At 60.1% G+C, this 21,082-nt stretch carries 18 protein-coding genes and 3 pseudogenes; 3 read left to right on the top strand and 18 right to left on the bottom strand.

Going from position 1 to position 21,082, the window contains the following annotated elements:
- Positions 1-581, bottom strand: a pseudogene (locus tag NKH60_RS30715) (DUF932 domain-containing protein); the annotation flags it as partial.
- Between the two features lie 304 nt (positions 582-885).
- Positions 886-1,508 (bottom strand): annotated as a pseudogene (locus tag NKH60_RS30720) (carbonic anhydrase); the annotation flags it as partial.
- Between the two features lie 460 nt (positions 1,509-1,968).
- Here NKH60_RS30720 and NKH60_RS30725 point away from each other — a divergent pair.
- Complete coding sequence (locus NKH60_RS30725) at positions 1,969-2,355, top strand: response regulator (RefSeq protein ID WP_352509593.1); 387 nt, start codon at positions 1,969-1,971, stop codon at positions 2,353-2,355.
- Positions 2,356-2,495: 140 nt separating this feature from the next.
- Here the strand turns inward: NKH60_RS30725 and NKH60_RS30730 are convergent.
- The 15 genes and pseudogenes from NKH60_RS30730 to NKH60_RS30805 all read right to left on the bottom strand — a co-directional run bounded on the left by NKH60_RS30730 (position 2,496) and on the right by NKH60_RS30805 (position 16,917).
- A pseudogene (locus tag NKH60_RS30730) lies at positions 2,496-2,794 on the bottom strand (response regulator).
- A 27-nt stretch (positions 2,795-2,821) separates the two neighbouring features.
- Positions 2,822-3,754: an ArdC family protein gene (locus NKH60_RS30735; protein ID WP_352785532.1), complete on the bottom strand. Its 933-nt coding sequence runs from the start codon at positions 3,752-3,754 to the stop codon at positions 2,822-2,824.
- A gap of 290 nt (positions 3,755-4,044) precedes the next feature.
- Complete coding sequence (locus NKH60_RS30740) at positions 4,045-4,419, bottom strand: hypothetical protein (RefSeq protein ID WP_352874538.1); 375 nt, start codon at positions 4,417-4,419, stop codon at positions 4,045-4,047.
- The gene (locus NKH60_RS30745) at positions 4,416-5,045 is read right to left on the bottom strand and encodes a hypothetical protein (protein ID WP_352785529.1); all 630 of its coding nucleotides are present in this window, start codon (positions 5,043-5,045) and stop codon (positions 4,416-4,418) included. The genes NKH60_RS30740 and NKH60_RS30745 overlap by 4 nt, the downstream gene beginning before the upstream one ends.
- Before the next feature lie 192 nt (positions 5,046-5,237).
- Positions 5,238-6,560 carry a hypothetical protein gene (locus NKH60_RS30750; protein ID WP_352509601.1) on the bottom strand — a complete coding sequence of 441 codons (1,323 nt, stop codon included), beginning with the start codon at positions 6,558-6,560 and terminating at the stop codon, positions 5,238-5,240.
- Complete coding sequence (locus NKH60_RS30755) at positions 6,560-7,126, bottom strand: hypothetical protein (protein ID WP_352785525.1); 567 nt, start codon at positions 7,124-7,126, stop codon at positions 6,560-6,562. The genes NKH60_RS30750 and NKH60_RS30755 overlap by 1 nt, the downstream gene beginning before the upstream one ends.
- A 275-nt stretch (positions 7,127-7,401) precedes the next feature.
- On the bottom strand, positions 7,402-8,052 hold the full coding sequence (locus tag NKH60_RS30760; RefSeq protein WP_352785522.1) for a site-specific integrase: 651 nt from the start codon (positions 8,050-8,052) through the stop codon (positions 7,402-7,404).
- A gap of 786 nt (positions 8,053-8,838) precedes the next feature.
- Positions 8,839-10,002, bottom strand: a complete 1,164-nt coding sequence (locus tag NKH60_RS30770) for a hypothetical protein (protein ID WP_352774767.1) — start codon at positions 10,000-10,002, stop codon at positions 8,839-8,841.
- 231 nt (positions 10,003-10,233) lie between these two features.
- Positions 10,234-10,464, bottom strand: coding sequence for a recombinase family protein (locus tag NKH60_RS30775; RefSeq protein WP_502904052.1), 231 nt, complete (start codon positions 10,462-10,464; stop codon positions 10,234-10,236).
- Positions 10,465-10,723: 259 nt separating this feature from the next.
- Positions 10,724-11,431 (bottom strand): DUF1906 domain-containing protein, encoded by a 708-nt coding sequence (locus tag NKH60_RS30780; RefSeq protein WP_352496686.1) that lies wholly within the window; start codon positions 11,429-11,431, stop codon positions 10,724-10,726.
- Between the two features lie 160 nt (positions 11,432-11,591).
- Positions 11,592-12,206, bottom strand: a complete 615-nt coding sequence (locus NKH60_RS30785) for a glutamate acetyltransferase (RefSeq protein WP_352509611.1) — start codon at positions 12,204-12,206, stop codon at positions 11,592-11,594.
- 175 nt (positions 12,207-12,381) lie between these two features.
- Entirely contained in the window at positions 12,382-13,257 is an 876-nt protein-coding gene (locus NKH60_RS30790) for an Evf family palmitoylated virulence factor (RefSeq protein WP_352509612.1), read from the bottom strand.
- Between the two features lie 138 nt (positions 13,258-13,395).
- Complete coding sequence (locus NKH60_RS30795; protein WP_352451774.1) at positions 13,396-14,091, bottom strand: helix-turn-helix domain-containing protein; 696 nt, start codon at positions 14,089-14,091, stop codon at positions 13,396-13,398.
- A gap of 278 nt (positions 14,092-14,369) precedes the next feature.
- The gene (locus tag NKH60_RS30800; protein ID WP_352785535.1) at positions 14,370-15,302 is read right to left on the bottom strand and encodes a LysR family transcriptional regulator; all 933 of its coding nucleotides are present in this window, start codon (positions 15,300-15,302) and stop codon (positions 14,370-14,372) included.
- Positions 15,303-15,537: 235 nt separating this feature from the next.
- Positions 15,538-16,917: an alpha,alpha-trehalose-phosphate synthase (UDP-forming) gene (locus NKH60_RS30805; protein ID WP_352706706.1), complete on the bottom strand. Its 1,380-nt coding sequence runs from the start codon at positions 16,915-16,917 to the stop codon at positions 15,538-15,540.
- Positions 16,918-17,486: 569 nt separating this feature from the next.
- Here NKH60_RS30805 and NKH60_RS30810 point away from each other — a divergent pair.
- Entirely contained in the window at positions 17,487-18,206 is a 720-nt protein-coding gene (locus tag NKH60_RS30810; protein WP_352785518.1) for a winged helix-turn-helix domain-containing protein, read from the top strand.
- Positions 18,207-18,381: 175 nt separating this feature from the next.
- Positions 18,382-18,606, top strand: coding sequence for a hypothetical protein (locus NKH60_RS30815; protein ID WP_023722452.1), 225 nt, complete (start codon positions 18,382-18,384; stop codon positions 18,604-18,606).
- A gap of 1,391 nt (positions 18,607-19,997) precedes the next feature.
- Here NKH60_RS30815 and NKH60_RS30820 read toward each other — a convergent pair.
- The gene (locus NKH60_RS30820; RefSeq protein WP_352874539.1) at positions 19,998-20,993 is read right to left on the bottom strand and encodes a LysR substrate-binding domain-containing protein; all 996 of its coding nucleotides are present in this window, start codon (positions 20,991-20,993) and stop codon (positions 19,998-20,000) included.
- Positions 20,994-21,082: the final 89 nt, after the last annotated feature.

The raw sequence follows: 21,082 nt of genomic DNA on the forward strand, positions 1-21,082 counted from the left end.
TCCCGAGCGACGACACGCTCCCGCGAAGCCTTGATGCCATTGACGAACGGCATGGGCGAAGACTCCGCGAACTGGATCAGCGCTGTCTCGGCTTCCAGGGCAAAACGCGAGGCGGCATATTTGGAATGCCGGATAATGATTTCCTGGAAATCCTGCACGCCCCAGAGGCAACGATTCTGGCACACTGCACGTAGATAGAAGCTGGCGATTCCAAGCGTGCGGGCGCCGACCTCCGAGTTCCAGCAATAAAACCCCCTGAAAAAGACGTCGGGCGAGCCATCGGGCAGCTTGCCGGCTTCGATCGGATTCAGGTCGTCGACGAGGAAGACAAAGACATCACGGTCGGACGCATAGAGCGTCGTCGTGGCATTGGAAATGTCGACATTCGGATTGTAAATTCCCGTCGACCAATCGAGAACTCCCGGCACCTTCCAGCGAGTGTCTCCGGTGCCGTTGCCAGCGATCTTCTGCACGGCGTCGATCAACTCTTCATCGAAAATCCTGCCGTAGTCCGGACCTGTAACCGCTCGCAGCTCGAGGCGTCCGTTCTCGATCTCCAGCGTCTTCACCTGCTCGGCGCGTTATCTGAACAGTTAAGTTGTCTCAGCCGGATTGTCGGCGGCGTTTTCCTGAAAAACCGCGGGCTTCGGGGCGATCTTGGCTCGTGAGACAGACGCGCGAATTGCTGAGGCACGTTGGCGGTCGTTCAACCGGCACAGCAGGCCAGCTCGGCGACGTCCTCGCCGAACGAGAGAGCAGTTTCGCCCCGGGCTGGTGTGGTGCTCGATCGGCCGAGCTGACGCAAGAGGTGACGGATGGCAGTGCGCAAGCGTTCACTACTCCTACGCGAATGACGCCTGAATCGCTTGTCATCCGGGCGATACCGGCCCGCCGGTCACAGTCACATTCAGATCGGTGATGAGCCCGCTCGACAGCGAATAGACCCAGCCATGTACCGCCAATGGCTGGCCGCGCGCCCAAGCATCCTGAACGAAGACGTCGGACGCGACGTTCCTAACCTGGCGGATGACGTTGAGCTCGCAGAGCCGGTTCAGCCGCTCTCGGTCGTCGGTGTAGGCGGCCAGCTCGTCCTTGTGGTCGTGGGCGACTTCGCGGATCGGATGGAGCCAGTGGTCGACGAGGCCCCGGCGCTCGCCATCCACTGCAGCGGCTATGCCTCCGCAGCCATAGTGGCCGACGACCAGCACGTGCTTCACCTTGAGCACGTCGACGGCGAACTGCAGCACCGACAGATAATTCGCATCCTGGGGCGGGGCGAGGTTGGCGACGTTGCGGTGAACAAACATCTCGCCGGGGTCCAGCCCCACGATCTCGTTCGCGGGTACCCGGCTATCGGAGCAGCCGATCCACAGATATTCGGGCCTCTGCTGCCCCACCAGTCTCTTGAAGAAGCCGGGATCGACAGCGAGCTTGCCCTCGGCCCAAACGCGGTTGTTTTGCTTCAGCTGATCGAGCATGAAATGGTCGACTCCTTGGTTACTGTTGATGCGCGCTCGCTTCACCACTTTGGTCTCTTTAGACCGCTGTTGCATATGGTCGGCGAGACGATCATAGCTCGCAGCAATGGCACGCATTTGCCGTTTGGCTTCTGTGTCATCCAGGAGTTTCGCGATGGAGCGAAGCTCCTCAGCTCGCTCGTGCCAATACTTGGGATCGTTGATGAAAGGATGGGTCAAGGTAATCACGCTAAGCGCCTATACCCTTCAGCTGCTTCCCACGGTTCACAGACTCTACGAGATCGTTCACGATCCGCAAAATATATCATGATCGAAGAGTACTTGTCAGGAGTGAACGGGCGGAGGCTTTGGCTCGGTCAAAGACGTTCACCGGCCTCGCGCACCCCGATGCGCGAGGCCCTTACAGCCTGTGAACGATGCCAGGGAACCAGACGCTGGTGCTACGCGTATTGAGGCCTGGGTCGGTGTGTGTCGCTGAGGGGAAAGGCGAGTGGAAGAACGTCCAATCATTCTCGTTGTGGAAGTTGACGAGACGATCCAGGAGCTCGTCCATGATGCCCTGACGGAAGGCGGTTACCAGCCGGCAATGGTGACATCCGCCCATGAGGCGGTGAACCGACTTCAAAGTGGGCAGGCGGACTACCGGGCGCTTGGTTTACCCGAACGGCAGCATGAACAGCTGGGAAGCGGCTCGGAAGGCGAGGAAGATCGCCCCGGATTTGCGGTCGTGTACATGACCGCAGGCACTGGTAACGAATGGCCTTCGGAAGGTGTCCCGAGCAGCGTCCTTCTGCAGAAGCCATTTGCCTTGGCACAACTGGTGACTGCCGTCTCTCAGTTACTCATCACCGGGTCCACCCCACCGAGGACACCTTAGAGACACCGGCGGTGTTAATCCTCGTGCAGCCTGAGGGGGGTCTATTTGAGAATAGGCAAATGATGGCCGTGCATCTCACGTTATCCACGCGGGACTGAATAAGTTCGCCACGCCGTTTTACTGATCACTTTCATCCGTCGTCAGGAGAGGGAATTGATCGTTTCCCGTAGTTTATCGATGGAGACTGGCTTCTCCAGCACTGGTCTTCGGCGGAACAAGGAGGGAAGATGCTGCTGCCCATAGCCCGTGATGAACAGAAAAGGGCGCCCTCGCCTTTCGATGGTCTCAGCAATGGGATCGACGCCAAAACCGCCAATGTTGATGTCGAGAATGGCGAGGTCAAACTCACCCATCAAGGCATATGGGCCAGCGCACCAATAGTGCCGGCTTCGGCGACGACCCGATGGCCAAGTTCATCCACCATGTCCGCTATCATCATTCGGACGAGAACTTCGTCTGGGGGCGCCTATGCGGCGCCCCGGACCTCGTCCTGCTGAGCGTCGGTCTGCTGGGCGTGCATCCAATCGGCGATCTGTTGCGCCTTGCTTGCCGCCGTGAAGATGGCGCGCTTGTCGGACCGCAGCACCTGGAGCCAGGAGGCGATGTAGCGGGCATGATCGAGCCTCGGTTCGACGCTGAGGCTGAGGTCGGCGCAGATCATGGCGCTGAGAAGTTCGACCGTGCATTCCTCCATGGCGTAGGCGGCCGAGCCAAACTGTCCGGAGAGATCGCGGTCGAGGCGATGCCTGGCGCCGGAAGCGTGTCCGCATTCGTGGAGCAGCACGGCGTAGTAGGCGACGGCATCCCGGAAGCAGGCGAACTCGGGCATCTGCACATGATCCCTGGATGGGATGTAACAGGCCTGCGATCCGCCGTGGCGGATGTCGATGCCAAGGGCGGCGCAGAATCGCTCGGCGTGCTCGATCCGCTCGGCCATCGGCAGCAGCTGCATCTCGGGCGGTGTATATCCGTCGACCTGGGCGGCATTGAAGACGGTGTAGCCACGGGCAAACAGGCGCCGTGCGGGCGTGTCGTGATCCTCCCCGTCGTCCTGACGATCTGTGCCGCCGCTGCGATCGCTCGTCTTCCAGAACACGACGAGCTGGCCGCGCTCGCCCTTGCGAACCTGAGCGCCGAGTTCATGCCATTGGCGATAGGTGCCCCAGATGCCGGCGGGATAATCGGCCGCATGCGCCGCAACCCAAAGGGTGATGACGTTGACGCCGCGATAGGTCTTGCGTGAGGCGACGTTGACGGGCGTGGTGATGGCCGACCCGTCGTGATGCCAGGGCATGCGGTACTCGCCGGCGCCGGCCTCGATCGCGGCGATGATCTGGTTGGTGACGCGCTCATAGATATCGTTGACGGTCCGGGCTTGGCTGTTGCGATCGGTGGTCATGGGTGCCTCCTGTGCTCGCCCTCTCCGTCGAGGGCGAAGCGGCAGGGGCAGACGCGGCGAGCCGGGCCGTCACACCCTGTTCTCGGTTACTGGTGCGGAACAGGGTTGACGGCCCGGCAGCGTCTGCCACAACCGAGCCCCTGCCTCGACGGGCGAGCACAGGAGACGTCGGGCATGACCGATGGCCGCAGGACCGGCCGGCGGTGAGGATGTTGCGTGGCTCTCAGCCAGCGCCGCCTCGCGGCGGGCGCCGCAGCGGAACAACCTTGGCCTCATTCGACAGCGCCAGTTCATCCTTGCAGGCCGGCAATCACAGCGTCACGCTCGGCAACCTGTAACGTCAGCACCTGGATGTGCTCCGCGAGCGTGCGGGTGAGCGCGCGCAGTTCGGCCATCTCGGCACCGCGCACGGCCCGGAGCTCGGCTTCGAGGGAGCGGACGCGGTCCTTCAGTGCTTGAGGAGATGATCGCCGGTGGCGCGCTTCGGCAGCACGAAACTCGGCGAGAAGATCTACCGCACGGTTCGCTGTTGCTCGGCTGACGCTGGCCTCGCGCGCCAGGTTGGAGACGGTAAGCGCGCCGTCGGTGCGATCGGGCCGGCCGTCGAGCAGCCGCTCCATGGCCGCCCTTAGCGCCGCTTCGCTCTTTGGCCCGAGCGCAGTCATGCCTCACCATCCAGGAGAGGTGCAATCAGCCGGCGCTTGCGCTCGTGGTCCCGCAGGATCGCTGTGTGCTGGAGCGGTGAGAGGCGCCGGTCGGCAAGCAGCGCTTCGCCTTCTGCGATCGAGGCCTGCCAGGGCTCACGATGCCGGACGGTCAAGCAGGCGTTCGGGCATCGATCAGGGCTGCATCGGGACAAGGCCGGCGCCGGTCGCTCGGTCTCCGGCGCTTCCGTAAGGCAAAGCGCGGTCGCGGCTTCGAACAGGCAGTCGTTGAGGAAACCCACGTGCAAGGTCCGGCCGAGATGGGCCAGCATCGTGCGCAGTCGCTTGCGGTCCATTATCCGGCCGGGAAGATCGCCAAGCTCGTCCTGCACATAGGCGAACTCGCGCCGCAACCGCGCGGCACCCGGTCCAGCCGGACCCTCATCGCGAAGAAACGCCTCGTAATGGACGACGATATCGTCGAGCTGGCCGAGTGCGCGCTCACGCTCGACGGCGAGGCGGAAGTCGGCCTGCCTTGAGCCCGCATAGCCCTCGAAGATGGCGATCGAGGCGTGCTTGTACTGGATCTTGTCCGCGACGGTGCCGAACGGCCGGTTGGCGATGTACCAAGCGACGGTTCGGCGCAATTGCCGCGTCGTGAACTTCCAGGGCTCGTCTGCGATGCGCGGGATTGCCGGTGTGTCTCCGGAGCGCGCATCCAGGCCGTCGCGGAACAGGTTGAGCGTCGAGATGATCGGCGCTCCAGGGCCAGTCCTTCAGGGTCACCCATAGGGATGAGAGCCCCTTCTCCTTGCGATTGCGGGCCGAGAGAACCTCCATTACCGCGACGGCCCGGGCGACGGGTTCGATCGTGATCCAGTCGGCCGTGACGCCGCGCGCGCCATGACGTTTGTAGACGGTGCTGCGCACCCGGTAGCGCTCGACCAGGCCGTCAGCGCTGCGCACCGCCGACACGCAACCGGCTGCATGGCCTGCACCTCGCTGTCGCGCATGCCGGTGAGATAGGCACAGACCACATAGCAAACACCTTGCAGCATGCGCTCCTCGCGGGCGAGGCTCAGCCCGTCGAAGCGCTCGCGCCATAGCAAGCCGGTGTCGGGATCGCTCGAGATTGGCGTGTCGACGCCGCCAACCTCGATCCCGAGTTCGGCAGCCGCTTCATCGATCAGCTGTGCAGTCCGATCGGACTGGCTGACGCGACCGCTCTCTGGCGCGCCAGCATGCAGGCGCATCAGGTGGAGATTGTAGGGCGGGATCACCTGGCCGGTCAGCGGATCAATCCGGCGGGCGGCGTTGGGCGCGCGCTCCCAGATCGGCACGCCCCGGCCGGCGGCCCGGCGCGCGTCGAGCCACTTCGCCACGCGGGCGCGATAGGTCTTGGCGACGGCCCGTCCGGTCCGTGTGTCCCGCGCGATCAACCGGGCGCAGCGGGCTTCGAGAGCATCCAACTCCGTCCGCGCGACGAGGATATCGGGTGCATAGACCTCGACATACTTGTGCGCCCAACGCAGCATGGCGCCGATGATCGGCTCGGGAATGCGCGGCGTGGCGTTCTCGGCGGGCGCCGGCGGACGTCCGGCAACGCGGTGAGCCGCGCGCCCACGCCAGGGAAGAAAACCGATCCCGCCGCCGGTCAGCCATGGCGACAGGTGATGCAGGTCAATCGGCACCTCGACATACTTCACCGTCTCATGGGGCGTTCGTCGCCCGCTGTCACGGGCATGGATGAGATAGGCGTTGAGCAACGCCTGATGTATCCGGCTCAGATCGACCGCGCCGATCCGTGCAATGAGAAACGCCGCAAAATGCTGGACATAGTGCAGCAAACGGATCGCCGAGGTCGCGCCGCAGGGCGCCCGATATCCCGGCACATGGATGCGCAGCCGGGCGATCACATACTCCTTCGCCAGCCGCCGCGTCACCGGATCGGTGATGCGGGTGAAGTTGAGCCGGTAATTGGAATAGCGCGCGTTCACCCGGAAAATGGCGGCGCCCAGATCCCAGTGATCGTCGCCGAAGCGGGGAAGCGGCGTGCGGTCGGCATCGTCTCTGATCGCGATGCCGGCGAGCACAGGCTCGTCGTCTCCATAGATGGCCGACGGCAGCAACGGCTGCGGCGAGCGCTTCGCGAACCCTGGCATCACGGGGCTCCCAGGTAGATGAGCGCAGCGCCCGAAGCGGCGACCTGACGAGCCCGCTCGATCTCGGCATCACTGAACCGGGGCAGGATCTGACCGGCGATCCGGCCATGAACGCGGCCGAACTTGGTCGCCCAGTCGGCTTCGCTGAGTGTCTGTCTCTGCGCCCGGATGAAGGTGAGGAAGGCCAAAAGCGCAGGCAGCTTGCGGGCGGTGATCACCGCGTTGTTGCATGCGAGACAGCCCCAGAACGGCGATGGACAGGCCTCTCCCTCGGCGCCGAACGGACTCCTGTAGAAGCCACCGCAACTAGCGAGCCAGACGTCCTGCTCGCCGCTCAACAGGGCCTGAACGGCAGCCGCTCCCGAGACTGGCAGACCGATGGCCGCCGGATCGGCGCGGACGGCAGCTTCCTCGTCCGACGACAGGACGCACGGGCGCAGGGCGGCGTCGAGTGCATCGCTCATGGCGTCGGCGATGGTCGCTTCGTGCAGATGGCGAAGTGCGGGGATGTCGGCATAATGATTGGCCGCGACCACGACGCTATGGCCGACGGCGGAGCGATCCATGCAGGCAGCACTCACGTCCGCAAGGCGTGCAACTCGCGGACTGTCGGAATCGAGATAGCGCCAGAACATCTTGAGCGCATTGGAATAGGCGTAGGCCGTCGAAAACCGAGCCGGCCGGACCTCCGACCTGGCAGGCGCGCCAGAGCGCCCCCGCCAGCGTCCGGGCCAATGCCTTGCGGCCGGCGAGCATCGTCAGGTCGATCGTCATGCTGCGGTCCGCGAGGATAACCGTGAAGCGCAGCGACGCGATCGCAGCGGCGGCCTCGCCCTCGGGATCAGCTAACGCCTCGGGGAAGAGCGCACGGCGGCCCGGCCGCCGCACCGACATAGCTACCGCAGTGGTCATTCCACATCACCGGCCGTATCTTCGGCCCAGCGATCTGCGGCCGCCTCGACCAGTTCCTGCGCCTCGGCGAGGCTGTCGAGATAAATGTAGGTGCTGGTGACACTACGTGCCCCAGGAGGTGCTGGAGCTTCTGCAGAGGATCGCCGAGAATCCGCCGATAGGCCGCGCCATGCCGATCCTGCGGATCGAACACGGTCCCGATCTGCTCGCGTGTCAACATGGAAAGCATGTTGACGGCGAAGACGTGCCGCAGCGTGTGCGGCGTCACGTCGAGATCAATGCCGAAGCGGCGGCAGCGGGCGCAGGCCCGGCGAAAGGCGGCTTCCCAAGTTGCCGAGGGCACGGGCTGGCCGCCTTCGGTCAGCCAGAGCAAGGCATGCTGCGCCCTGCCGGGCCCGCCGATGAGCACCTTGCGGCGTTCGCCAGGCGTCAGGCGGTCGAGCCGAACGCGTCTTCCGGTCGTATCGACGGCCTTCCTGTCCTCAGGCATCAACCAGAGCGGATCGGACACTGAAGGTTCCGACCGCTCGGCCAAGATCGCGCGCTCGAGATCGACATAGTCGCCGATCAAGGCCAGCACGCGGCGGGGAATGCGAATGCGCCGCAGCCGTCCGCCCTTGGCGATCGGACCCGGAAGATCGAATGGAACGGAGCGCGATTCGAGCTCTCTCGCCCGCGGAAGATCGGTCAGCAGCAGGCTGCCGGCCTCCGTCAGCCGAGCTGGGCAAGAATGTCGGAAGCCCTACCAAAAGGGAGAGAGGGCGGGTCACCGGTACCGAGAATCGGTGCAGCGCAGACGATACGCCAATTCGGCACGCATTTTGCTCCGATTTTTTTTCACGGGGGACGGCGATGGCAGATCTCCGATCGCCCCCGCAGGAGCGGTTCGTGAAGCCGCGCCTTCGTGCCAATGACAGGCGTATCCGCCGGATCGAGCAGTGGAGGTAGGTCAGCATGGTCGCGAGGCATTCTGATGCGCGGGAGGGCGGCGGCCAGTACGTGATCGCCGTCAAAGGCAACCAGTCGAAGCTGGCGAAAGCGACGACCAGCGTGTCGCAGGACAGGCAACGGACTGCCAGACGCCGATGGCGTTCAATCGAAGGCCTGATCGCGGGAAGCTCGATCCTATAGTGTTCGCTGACGGATTCGGCAGCAAGATCGCTCGACAGACTGGCCCGGCAGCCAGGGCGATCGAAATCCTCGCTCAGGGCGGCTGTGACCCTTATGTCCCGGCTTGGCGCCGCCGGGCTTCGCCTTGTCCCGACGCTCCTTGCGATCGGCTGTCGTCTCCTCGTCAGTATGGCCTCCGCCGGCTAGATTAGGGCAGGTCGCCCAGACCTTGGGAGTTAAGTTTTACTAAGATCGGTTACCGATTGATCAATGACCCCCTTTTGTCGCGCCTATTTTGGTGCGATGGCCATCGGAATTCGAATTTCTTCCCGTCTCGCCATGCCAGGCCGAAGCCGTTGTCCGTTGCTAAGGCGAGATCGTCCGGATTCGATGGCCTGCAGTCGGTCACAACGAGGAGTCGCGGATTGCCCTCTTGCTTCTGATGGTAGTCGAGCAGTTGGCCAATTGCGGCCCGTATCGCGAAACGGATCGTCAGCGGGTCGGTCGGCTTGATCTCTGCCAGCACCGGTCCGAATTGCGCGTCGTGATAGCGGACATCGACCCATTCCATGTTGGGTACAACTTGCGTGGCGTTGGACGCTTTGAGAAACGCCTCGAAAGCCGACTGCAGGTGATGATGCTTGGGCGTAATTTGGAATTCATTTTCCTGGAGGTAGCGGGTGTATGGATCGGTGGCCGTTCCAGCGCTTTTCCTCCCTTTGCCCCTCGGTGGAGGCGCATTGCGGACGCTCCGGTCCCGCACGTCGTCGAAATCATCCGTCGATAGCCACGCTAAGATTGGATGCGAAGATGGCAGCCTTTCGGCGATAATGGCCAAGGCTTGATCAGGCCTCACCGCTTGGTAGCTCCCATGCATCTTGATAATTGCCTGCCGAGGCGGCGACGGAGGTTTCGAGGGTATGATGTCGTCAGGGATGATTAAAATCGACGGGCTGAACCAGACGAAGTGCGATTGTGGACAACGCCATTGGACCCATTCGTACGCATCCTCCCAATGGGCGTCGAAAGCTGCCTTGTTCTTCTTGAGGCTTTTGATCCCTGGTAACTTCCAGAGTGCATTGCCGTTCCTACGCAGATCCAGCTCTTTGGCAATTGCCGCTCGATCGTTCTCATCATTCTGATAAATGGCGCATGCGGCACCTACAGCATAGAACTGACCGTCCCTCATCGTCGTCATGATGATGCCGAGGTTGCCCTCGTCGGCATAACTGAACATTCGGCCTTTCCCTTGGGTGTGAAAAACTTTCCAGCCCTTCCAGACCCAATCGGACCGACCATTCCATTCCTCGTGGCCATAGCCATGAACTCCGGCATAACCGCTCGACGTGGTTCCGCCGATGGGGCCGAGATAGCCATTGCTGTTCCAAACGACTGGCTTCAACACGACCATCTTACCCATGCGGAGCTCCTCGATGATCCAAACCGACAAAAGTCGGCAAACAAGAGTTCAACTGGCGGAATATCAATGCCAAGGCTCATGGGGCGTCGTCTCAAGTACTCGGTCCAAGTCGAGACATCGAGGATGAGCCGATATTTGTCTCTCAGCCCTTCGAACATCAGGCGGTCGCGCGGAACACGAACTGGACGCCGACTGCCTTTGGCCTCCTATCGTTTCTGCTCTTGAGCTCGTCTAAGCCCGCTGAACACAGGCTGTGAACTGCCGCATTCTCGCGTATAAGTGCCACGCGACATCGACTTCCCTCAATTGATCAAGCATCCGGTGCAGTTCGGGGCGCTCCCATCGACCGCCGGAAGCTTCCTCTTCAAAGATCCGTTCGCTACCGGCATCGGTGAGCGCCTTGATCTGCGCCTTGTTGGACTGCTCGTCGCCTTTGCTCACCCGGGCATAGCCGATCAGCATGGAGCTTCCTTTCGCAAACGGTCGTTTATGGAAGGCCGAGGGTGTCCACGAGAATACAGGTTCGGAGCCTTTCATAATCCTCTTTCACTATGGCGCCGTAAGGCAAGCGGTTTGTGAAGGGATGAACGATGCCGGGATATCGATGACGAAGATGCAGCGGGAGAAGCTTCCGGTGCAGCCTGACAAGGCGTGGGCGTGCCTTGTACCGTTCGGGAGGAATCGACCATGCGAAAGCTCTTGCCCGGCCGGGAGCGAAGATTTAGCGCTCCTCGCGCAGCAACTTTGAACAACGCAGACGTTCCTTCGCGTCGCGAGAGGGGAGAGTACCTGCCGGCCCAAATTGACCAAAGTTTTCAAGGGCCGGATTGACGACATTTCCATCGTATCCGAAGCCCCCGATCTCGGAACGCTTTTCCATAAACTTTTGGAAAAGCGACCAATCCCCCTGCTTGAGCGCTTGTCTCGTTCCGGACCATCCCAACGAGCCAGAGAGCCATATATGGTCCACCAGCCCCTGGCGCTTCATGTGGTGTCCGACCGTGCCCGATCCGTAAACGCCAACGAGATAACGGCCAGCCAACGCATTCCGCACACTCCTGAAGTAGGGTGCTATTCGTGCAAGATGCTGTGGTGTGTGGTAGTCCCAATCGACTGCAAAATAGATTCCGGAGCCTTCGGGCTGTCCCAACGCGGCGGCCAGATCAAGCGCACGACCGGAGTCTCGCTCTCCAGCCGCACCATGCAAGTCTCTGATATTGCCGCCCGAGCCACCCCGCTGCTCGAAGGCCACAGCTACCGATATTCCAGCACCATGAAGGGCGGCGAGTTCCTCCCCTGTAAGACATTTTGAGGGAAATGGTGTACTATTCCGATGGTTGTAGTACCGGATTACTGTATTGACGCCAGATTCTGCCAAGCACACAGCAAAATCGCCGACGTTCTGCGGGACGTCGATAATATCGTGCATAGTCCGTCTCCCCGAAGGCCGAAATTATATGGAAAATGCGCAGTTTATACGGTCACCTCGCCCTCCCACGCTATTTCTTCGCGCAGCCTTTTGATGTCATTTCCCGCAGCCACCAACGCGGCGCAGACGCAATCAGCTATTCCTCTGTTTGCCCTTGGGTCTATTGCAGAATGTCGCTACGTCTCTGACTATGGGACCGCCGGCTGGAGAACAAGCGCAGGTAGTACGGTGAGTCGCTCGGCGAGCTGAAACGGCCGAAAACCTGCGCGATAGTGGATTGCGTTTGCTCGTTTGACAGGTTCAGCGATGCGGAGAGCAATATCGAGGTGATGGCGAGACTGTCAGCGCTTCCAACTTCGACCACGGCAAGGCAGGTTAAAGATAGACGGACTTCCGCGGAGTCGGATTGATCTAGGACGAGGCAATTGAACGCCGTCGGTTCGCCGTGTTTGCTCAGATAGCTACGGATTGCCTTTGCCAGACCGACGCCAGCTTCATTGCCGTCGGCGGCATTCGCGCAAATTGACGCAAAGGCACTGGGCAATTCCGCCACGTCCATCGTGCGGTTTAGCGTTCTTGAAGTCGTGGCGGTTTCCACCTGGTTCGGTACCATTTGCGCGGCATTCTGCCATGCTCGAGAATCCAGAGTCCGGGTTTGGTCTTCGAATAGTTTCTGGACCATGGCAGAGCAAATCCTCTCCGCCTCGAGCGGTTGGCTGCTCTGTGGGCCGATCACCAGGAAAAGGCCGGCAGCTGTTTTTGCGAATGGGTTCATGTCTGCTTCCCTATGGAAGCGGGACCGGAGTTCGCCGGCACCGGGGGCGCGACAGAGCATCGGTAGTTCGCAAGGGCTTACCGGACCGCTCTATCGCATCCATGATGCGGGTGACGTTCGTCCAAATCCACGCTATTGGTTGGGTGCGCTGCTTTCGCGATCAAAGGCCTGACGATCAGACCTGCGGCTTGATGTCTTGTTGCGGCGTCGAGCCACCGTTGAAAAAGTTCTTGGCCTTCTTGAACTGGTCGGTGGAGTTCTTATTCACAAGCTCCTGGAAGTTTTCGTGATCGGGGCCGCCTTTGCGGATCCGACGGGTCTGAACGAGATTGGTGACCTCGGCATAGTCCATGTCGACGCGGACGTAGTGGGTCGACGAACAAGAGGATTTCAGCTCGAGGAAGTGCTCTTTGAACTCGATCTGCCGCAGAACGATTGCTCCGTAGTCGTAATATCCGCCTGCCCCATTATCGAGAAGGTAGCTCTGGTAGGTGCATGTCAGCGCCTTGTATCGCTGCGCCTTGCCGTTTGCACTGAAGGTGAGATTCCCCATTTCTGTAAGGAAGGACTGGAAATCCAGCAGCAACGATGCCCCGTCGGTAATGATCGCCTTGGCAATCAGCGAGAGGAAAGTAGCTGAGACCGACGTCCCGGCCACCTTTTTTGAAAAACTCTTCAGTTTTTGCCTGCCCACAGAGAGATCTGGAATGTTGCCAACAACATCGGCCCATGTGTTGATATCAAGCTTCTGTGCATCGATGTTCGCATAATGGGTATGCATGTAGTCGTTAATAATTCCTCCTATTGCCAGTAGATTGTCCTGATTCTCATTGAGGGTGCCGCTGTACGTCGGATCTTCGGTTTTTTGGCCGATGAGGTGAAACTGCACTGTCCCTTGAGCGTTGGCGATCGTGTCGTCACTGGGGGGCGCAGCATCTAACTGGGCCAAAACAAGGGGCTTGGCGTAGAAAAATGCGGACGCCGCCTCATAGTGTTCTTTGGAATAGCGCTGTTCATACTCTTGAACATTCACTGAAAATGCGTTCGACATGCTTTATCCTCCTGCTGTGAGACATGAGCGTTGGTCGAGAGCTTAAGGTGCCCAAAGCGCGGAAACGCCTCGGAGATGAGATGATCTTTGCGTGCCCGCGTCGCCTTATACCAATTCGCTCCGGCCCCCACCTTTGCGTTAGACAGGCTTTTCTCTGCGCCGTATCATTTTGCGATAGCGCAGTGGCGAGAGGCCATGAAACGCCTTGAAGGCTGTGGAGAAGTTGTTGCTGTTCTCGTAGCTGAAGGATTCGGCGACCTTGGCGATGCTTTCATGCCCGTTACGCAACCGGTCAGCAGCCTCCGTCATCCGGTAGCGCCGTAGCCAAGTCATTGGCCCGCAGCCAAACGATGTCTCGAAACGGGTGGTGAGCGTTGTCCTGTTGGTCCCTACCATTCGCGCCAATTCGACGCGGGTGATCTGCTGATCGACCCGCTGCGCCAGCAGACTGCATGAATTCTGAACGATCGGATCGGCTGAGAAGAAAGGCGGGGTAGAACGCTGCGCGAACTGAACGATGCAGGCGGTAAGTCTGCGCAGAACTTCCTGCTCGGTGAGCGGCCACAACAGGTAATCGGAATACCCGTTGGAGAAGACCGCTTGTCGATCCAGGCTCTCTTCCAGAACCAGAGCCAGTTTGACAGGTTCGGGCGAGAGCTTCGCACGCCCGTGCTTGTCGTGAATCGGTTCGCGACAATCGACGATGACGATCTGCGCGGAGCGCCCTGCCCGCAATAAACGGTGATCAAGGATATCGATCTGCCTCAGAGAACTCGCGATTAGTGCCAAGGACTTGCATGCTTCGGGGTCCGAGCCAAGATATGCTGCCAGCATGCAGGCACCTCACAGACACCATGGGAAGCTGGCCTGTGGAAGGCTTGGCGCGGCCGAATGGCGGTCGACGAGAGGCGGTTTTTGGCCTGTATATAGATGGCTGGGCGTATGATACCTTCTCGTCTGGCCCTGTTGCCTCGCTTCAAATTGTCGAAACCGGCACGGTTTCAATGCGAGCCAGCTTCCCCTCCCAACGGGCGAGCAGGGCAATAAACCTTTTCCGTCATATCCTGACGATAGCCCCGGATTCGGATCACGTTTCTTGCCTAGGCGACTCATCAGTCACTTGCCTTCCCAGTTGGGATATTTTGCTCTGTTCCCGCCGCCGCGGCGACGGCGATCTCGTGGCGCAGCCAACGATGCTCCGGGTCGCGATGGGAACGCTCGTGCCAAATCAGCGCGACTTCATAGGGTGTCAATTGCACAGGCGGATCCATGATCGCTAGCGGCAGCAAGGCGGCGATCCTGGTCGCGACGCGGCGTGGTATAATCAACAGCAGATCGGTCGCCGCGATCGCCAACGCGGCCGTCAAGATGTTGGAAACCAACACCGGATCGCGACCCTGGAGATCTAACTTGACCAGTTCGTCATGCACCCGGCCGAAGCCGTCTTTGGAGTCCAAGGCAATGGCTGCGTGGCGCAAGGCCGCGAAGCTCTCGATTGTCCATTCCCGCGCCAGGGCTGGATGGTCGTGGCGCAGCAGGCAGGCAAACCGGTCGGAGTAGAGGCTGCGCCTCAAGTATCCGGGCGGCGAGGCGCTAATCTGCCCTATAGCCAAATCGATCTCGCCTAGCTCAAGCCGCCGCATCGCGCCGGAGAGAAGCGGATCGATGACGACGTCCAGATGAGGCGCGTGCTGGCGCAGCCGGGGCAGGAGCCGCGGCAGCAGGACCAGTCCTTGATGATCGGGCATCGCCATTATCGCCTTCGATCGCCAATTGGCTTGGGCAAGACTGCCGTTCACTATCCCGCGGATCGCATCCAGCACCGGCGGCAGCATTCGGCTCAAGCTTTGGGCCTGCGGGGTCGGAACCAGGCCCATGGAGCCGCGAACCAAAAGATCGTCGTTGAAAATGCCACGCAGCCTCCTCAACGCTCGGCTCATCGAGGGCTGGCTCAAGCCCACGTGTCGAGCCGCATGCGTGACGTTGCGGTGTTCCAGCAGCGCTTCGAGAGCAAACAGCAAGTTCAGGTCAATCGACGCCAGCATTTGCCGCTGCCGTGTGGCGCGAGGTTCCGCGACAAACGGCTGCGCCCGCTTTTTTGAAGTTTCGCGACTGCAAGCGAGCTCATCCACGGCCTTCTCCTCTTGTCTTAGTAAGCGGTGTGCTCGCGCTAAGCGTCAGCACATTCGGCATCGCTCAGCGAGGCCGAAATGCTGCCTGATTCACTTGGTCGCGGTCAGCCTCATGCTGGCGAAGCTAGGCCAAGGAACGCGGCAAAGCTCAGCGCTGATCCAGGCCTAACAGAAAGTCGTCGCACCAGCGATAGACGTTGTATTCGCGGAGCCGGCCGATCATCGCACGCCAACGATCGATCCGCTCATCTAACTGCATGTCCAGGGCTTCTTCGATGGCCCTCGCCGTCGCTTCCGGATCGTAGGGATTGACGAGGATCGCTCCGCCTAGCTCTCTGGCTGCGCCGGCAAAACGCGAAAGCACGAGAACACCTGGATTCTGTGGGTCCTGTGCGGCGACATATTCCTTAGCTACAAGGTTCATGCCGTCGCGGAGCGGCGTGACCAGGCCGACGCGTGCCATGCGGTATAGACCGGCGAGCTCGCTGGGTCCAACGGACCGGTTGATGTAGTGAACGGGCATCCAATGGATCGTTCCGAGTTCGCCATCAACGCGCCCCACCCGCTCGGCGACGTCCTTTTGCATCGCCAGATATGCCGGTATTTCCGTGCGGGATTTCGGTGTGATCTGCAGCAGTTGCGTCTTGCCGATGCGGTGGTCGTTGCTCCGCAGGAAGCGGTCAAACGCGACGATGCGCTTCTCGATGCCCTTCGAATAGTCGAGGCGGTCGACGCCGATCGCGACTTTACAACCGGGAATCCTCTGAGAGGGCTCCTGCAGAGTCTCGCTGCGCGCCGCCTGCTCGGCCAGTCGTTCGAACTCGGCCGTGTCGATGCCGATCGGAAAAACGCCGCAGCGAAACACACGTCCATAGGCTTGGCACACACCGTTTGTGATGGGGTCCGGTAACCCCTGACGGCGCAAGCATTCGGCGAAGTTACTAAGATCGTCATCGGTATGAAAGCCGACGAGGTCATAGCACGAAAGCCCGCGTAGCAAATCATCATAGTGCGGTACGGTGAAGAGGATGTCCGCCGCCGGCCACGGAATGTGCAGGAAGAAGCCGATCTTATTGCCGCAGCCGAGGTTCCGCAGTTCTTTCGCAAGCGGGATCAGGTGATAGTCGTGCACCCATATGACGTCGTCGTCGCTGATGAGCGGCTGCAACAGCTTTGCAAACAGTCGGTTGACGCGCTGATATCCGGACATTCGTGCTTCGGAATACTCGGCGAGGTCGACTCGGCAGTGGAAAACCGGCCAAAGAACCCGGTTGGCAAAGCCGTAGTAATAGTCGTCCAAATCTGTCTGCGAGAGATCGGTAAGCGCATAATTGATCCCGCCGGCCTCCCGGCGTGAGATCGGCCCTGACGGGTCCTCCCCGGCTTTCACCTTCCCCGACCAGCCCATCCATAGGCCGTGCCTTCGCCGGAGCGCAGCGCTCAGCGCAATCGCCATCCCGCCTGGCGGCGGGGAACCATGCTCGTCGGGCAGCGAAACCCTGTTTGAGACTACGACCAGTCTACTCATCTCCACTCTCCTGCTCTCGGACATCCCGCCGTTCATGAAAGCTCCGCCCCCTGAGCGATCTGCACAATAAGACATGCAAGTTCAAAAGAAAGGATAGCATGGGTCTAGAAAGGAGATTGGAATTAGATAAAAGGTTTGGCATCAGGAGTTTCCTGTAGACAGTGGAATTAACATCAAGGCGAGTTCTGCGTCTGATCAATAAATCTCGACGAATCCATACGAATGTCAACTTTTCAGCGATTTAAATTGAAACAAAACTGAACTGAATTGGAGCCGCCGGGAGAGGAAGTTGGGTGCAAAAGCGCTCCAGTGATGGTGCCAGAGGACCGGAGCGATACGAATCTCAGCGGGGATAAACCCGGTCTGCCGAACGAGTGGTCGCAGAGGACGGACAATCCATCAAAAACTAGCAGGCTTTGGGGGCACTGTTGCGCAGCAGGAACTCCGCATAGGACCTATTTGTCTGCGCTATTCCGCAATACGCCTGATGAAGATTGTCCCACCTGCTGAGCGTCACTAATTTGACTACCGTCCCCGGCAGCCCAAGCTGCAGTCAACAGGAAGTGACCATGAAGAACATCCTCATTGTCGGTCAGGACGCGTCGACGAGAGAACCGCTTATGGGCTTCTTGTCTAAGCATGAGTTTAACATCAGAGCGGTCGAAAACCGCCAGCAGGCCGCCAGCAATATGGCTTCTGAAGCGATTGATCTAGCAATTGTCGACCTGAGCTACGGCCGAGAGGACGGTTTGCAGTTCGTTCGAGATTTCGCTGCCAAGAGGGATCTTCCGATCATCATCGTCAGCGGTGACTACGTAGATGAGGCCGACAAGGTGGTTGGCCTCGAAACCGGCGCCCGCGATTACATCACCAAGCCCTTCGGGCTTACGGAGTTCCACGCCCGCGTGCGCGCCGCTATGCGCCAGCGGCCGGAGCGTGACCGAAATACCATCTACCATTTCGATGACTGGCGAGTTAGCACCAAGCGTCGGAGCTTGCGCCGAGGAACGGATCCTGACGTCAAGCTCACCGCCGGCGAGTTCAACCTCCTGATGGCCTTTCTCAAGAACCCAGGTCGGGTCCTTTCACGTGAGCAGCTTCTGATGGCGACCCGTGTCTATGATCAGGAGGTCTACTACCGCAGCATCGATGTTCTTATCGTCCGCCTTCGCCGTAAGCTGGGGCAGGACAAGGCGCCGCGCCCGCGGTATATCCGCACCGAGCGGGGCGCGGGGTATATTTTCGACAGTGTCGTGAATATTGAGGAACTAAGGACGCGCCGTGGTTGATGGACGGCCAAGATCGCGCGGGAAGCGAACGTGACCCAGCACCACTGCAGGCGCTTCAGAATATCACGAATAGGGTCAGGCTTTGCCTTCATAGGAATGGCTCCAGCCACCTGGGCACCTCGTACTACCGGCGTTTCGCGGACCGGTAGGGCCGCGCTGATTTCTGCGTGGACTGATGACGGCGATCGCTTCGGAGTTGGTTGTTGAGATTGCCGATTTTGGCATCGCGGTGGCGGTTTGCGCCGCCTTCGTCGTCATGCGGGCGCAGTTCGCCCCTGGTGCCATACGGGCGGGTGAGATTGTAGGCGAGATTGGCCATGCCGATCTTGGTCTGGCCCGCCCGATGCCGATCGTGCCCACGAACAAGAACTCGCGAGCAGCGGCTGTGGCGGCGACGTAACCTTCGGCCTTGCCGATCGCTTTACCAGTCGCCTTCGCCTGTACCATCAGACCGGCATATTCGCGCGAGGCATCCAGGTCGCAAGCCAAGACGCGATTTCAAATAAGGGGCCTCTCGCGGCGCCGACAAGGTTTCGGAATTTTCCGCTCCTCGCAGGTCGGTAGTGGCTGTTGCATACGTGCAACTCAAGCGCGAAGAGTTATCTCAAGGGCAACACTATTCTTGAATTCGGCGGTCAGAATGCGAGTAATCAGCCAAACTCGCCCGATCGAGTCTTCTCGCTACGGGCCACCAATCAACCTGGGACGCCCCTGTGAGTGCCGATACCATTGCTGGCGCAGTGAGCCGGGAGAGCCTCTCTTTCCCATACCTCCGCATTAAACCCGAGACCACTGTGCCAGCCCAGCGCCCTCCGCCGGCTGGCAGCAAGATGACGGCTGCCAAACGATGGGGCTCCGTGCTCTAAAGATAGAAAATGACGTTTGGCCTACTGCACACCGGGATTTTGCCTGTGATCGCTGCCACAAGCCATCGGTGGTCTTGGTGGTGACGAAACCGCATGCGTATGTTTGCCCGCTGTGTCTAGACGGCGATCCTGCCGAGCAAACTGAGCGTTTTGACTAACATTCTCGGCAAGCTTAGAAGGAGTGGTTCGCTCGATAACAACAAACCCCGAAAATACCTCGCTCATTGTCCGGGCCACGCGCTATCTGGATCGTGGAATTTCGTTTCATGAAGAAAACAGCGGCAGTTTTTAATGAGAGATGAAGTAACCGATCTTTTAACTGAGTTGGCCCTTTGGGCGAATGTGGTGATGAAATCGGAAAGGGGCGATAGAATTAAAATTTGCGCCGCCTACGACGCCGGTCTGCAGCTAATCGCTGAGCGTACTACGCCCGGGTCTCCGCCCCGACCGGGCATTGAAGCTTGCATCCTGCAGCATGAGAAACTGAAGGCTGCCGAAGACATCAGCTGCGTAGGTTGGATACTGGCCGCGATCGCCACGCGTGTTGGGGAACGAGATCTTCCGAAATGGGAGGAAGCTCAGAAGGTCATTGGCGCCACGGTTCGGTTGCTTAGTCGCTACCGTCAAACTCGCGTTCATTGAAGCCATGGCCGCGTCGGCGGAATGGCATTACAATGCTGTCGAGCATTCCCTGTAGCGTTGCACGGACGATGACGCCGGTAATTTACGGCTGTATGAACTGAGTGCCTCCGTCTCCGGCTGCGTCAGAAAACAGGTAAGTCAGTCGTTGTCGGGTTGGAAAAGAGGAAGGTCGCTGGAAAAGCGGGGCCAACCCATTCGCTTGCACACAGCCTGGGTTTTGCCAGCTCCTCAACCGCAACGTGCTGTCAATCTTCGTCTTGCCATGTCTTGAACGCCGAACTGTTCACGCCATTGGCGCCGCTTTGTCATCCCGTGCCCCGAAATGAGGCCGTCGTTCGAACGATATGCGCAGTTGCTTATCCGCCAGAAACCGGCGAGCCAGATCGGTGTCGCGCTTACCCACGCGTGACACCCAGTCCGAAAACAGGCGAACCGCGCGCCGGTTCATATGCCGCGAAGGACAGACCAGCCAGTATCCCGGAAACTCGATGACCTCGAACTCTATCGAGACCGGAACCAGAGAACCCGACACCAGGTCCTCGAATGCGATGGATGTGCTTTCCAGGACCACACCTGCACCGTCCTTCGCCAGTTGAACCGACATTGACGAACGGTCGAAACGATAGGGATACGTCATGCGGGCGCCCTGGATACCGTTGCACGGCAGCCAATAATCCCACCGGAAATAGGCCTTCACACTGTCGATCAACCGCGCATGGCGAAGCTGCTCGCGCGGATCCGGTGAGATCGCGCGCAGTTCGGCAAGATAGGAAGGCGAGCACATCGGCAGGATCAGATCGTTGACGACGCAATCCGAATAAAGGCCGGCCCAGCCGCCGTCGCCATAACGAAGATCGAGATCGATGACCTCCGTTTCGAAATCCGAGAAATTGGGCGTGGCGTCGACGCGCAAATTCCAGCTCGGATAGCCCTTGCTGAACTCGGCCAACCGCGGCGCCAGCCATTTCTCGCCGAAGGAAGGACTGACGCGCAGGCTAAGCTGGAAGCTTTCGCGCTGCCGCACAATGGCATTACGCACCTCGCGTATGGATTCGAAAGCCTGGGTCGTGGTCTGGAAGAGCCGCTCACCGTCGATCGTGAGCGAGAGATGGCGCTTTTCGCGCTGAAAAAGCCGCACCCCGAGTTGGTGTTCAAGCAGCCGCAGCTGCTGGCTAACCGCCGAAGGTGTCACCTGCAATTCCTGAGCGGCCTTGGCCACGCCGCCAAGCCGCGCAACCGCCTCAAAATGGGCCATCGAATTGAACTTGAGATTTGACATCGATCCGGTCAGTTAAGCTCAGCTACACAGAATGTTAAGAAACGAGAATTGAGCCGAATGTCAATCGGTCGCATGATCTGGTGGTCTCG

Source organism: Mesorhizobium sp. M1006 (assembly GCF_040318825.1).
Lineage (GTDB): Bacteria > Pseudomonadota > Alphaproteobacteria > Rhizobiales > Rhizobiaceae > Mesorhizobium.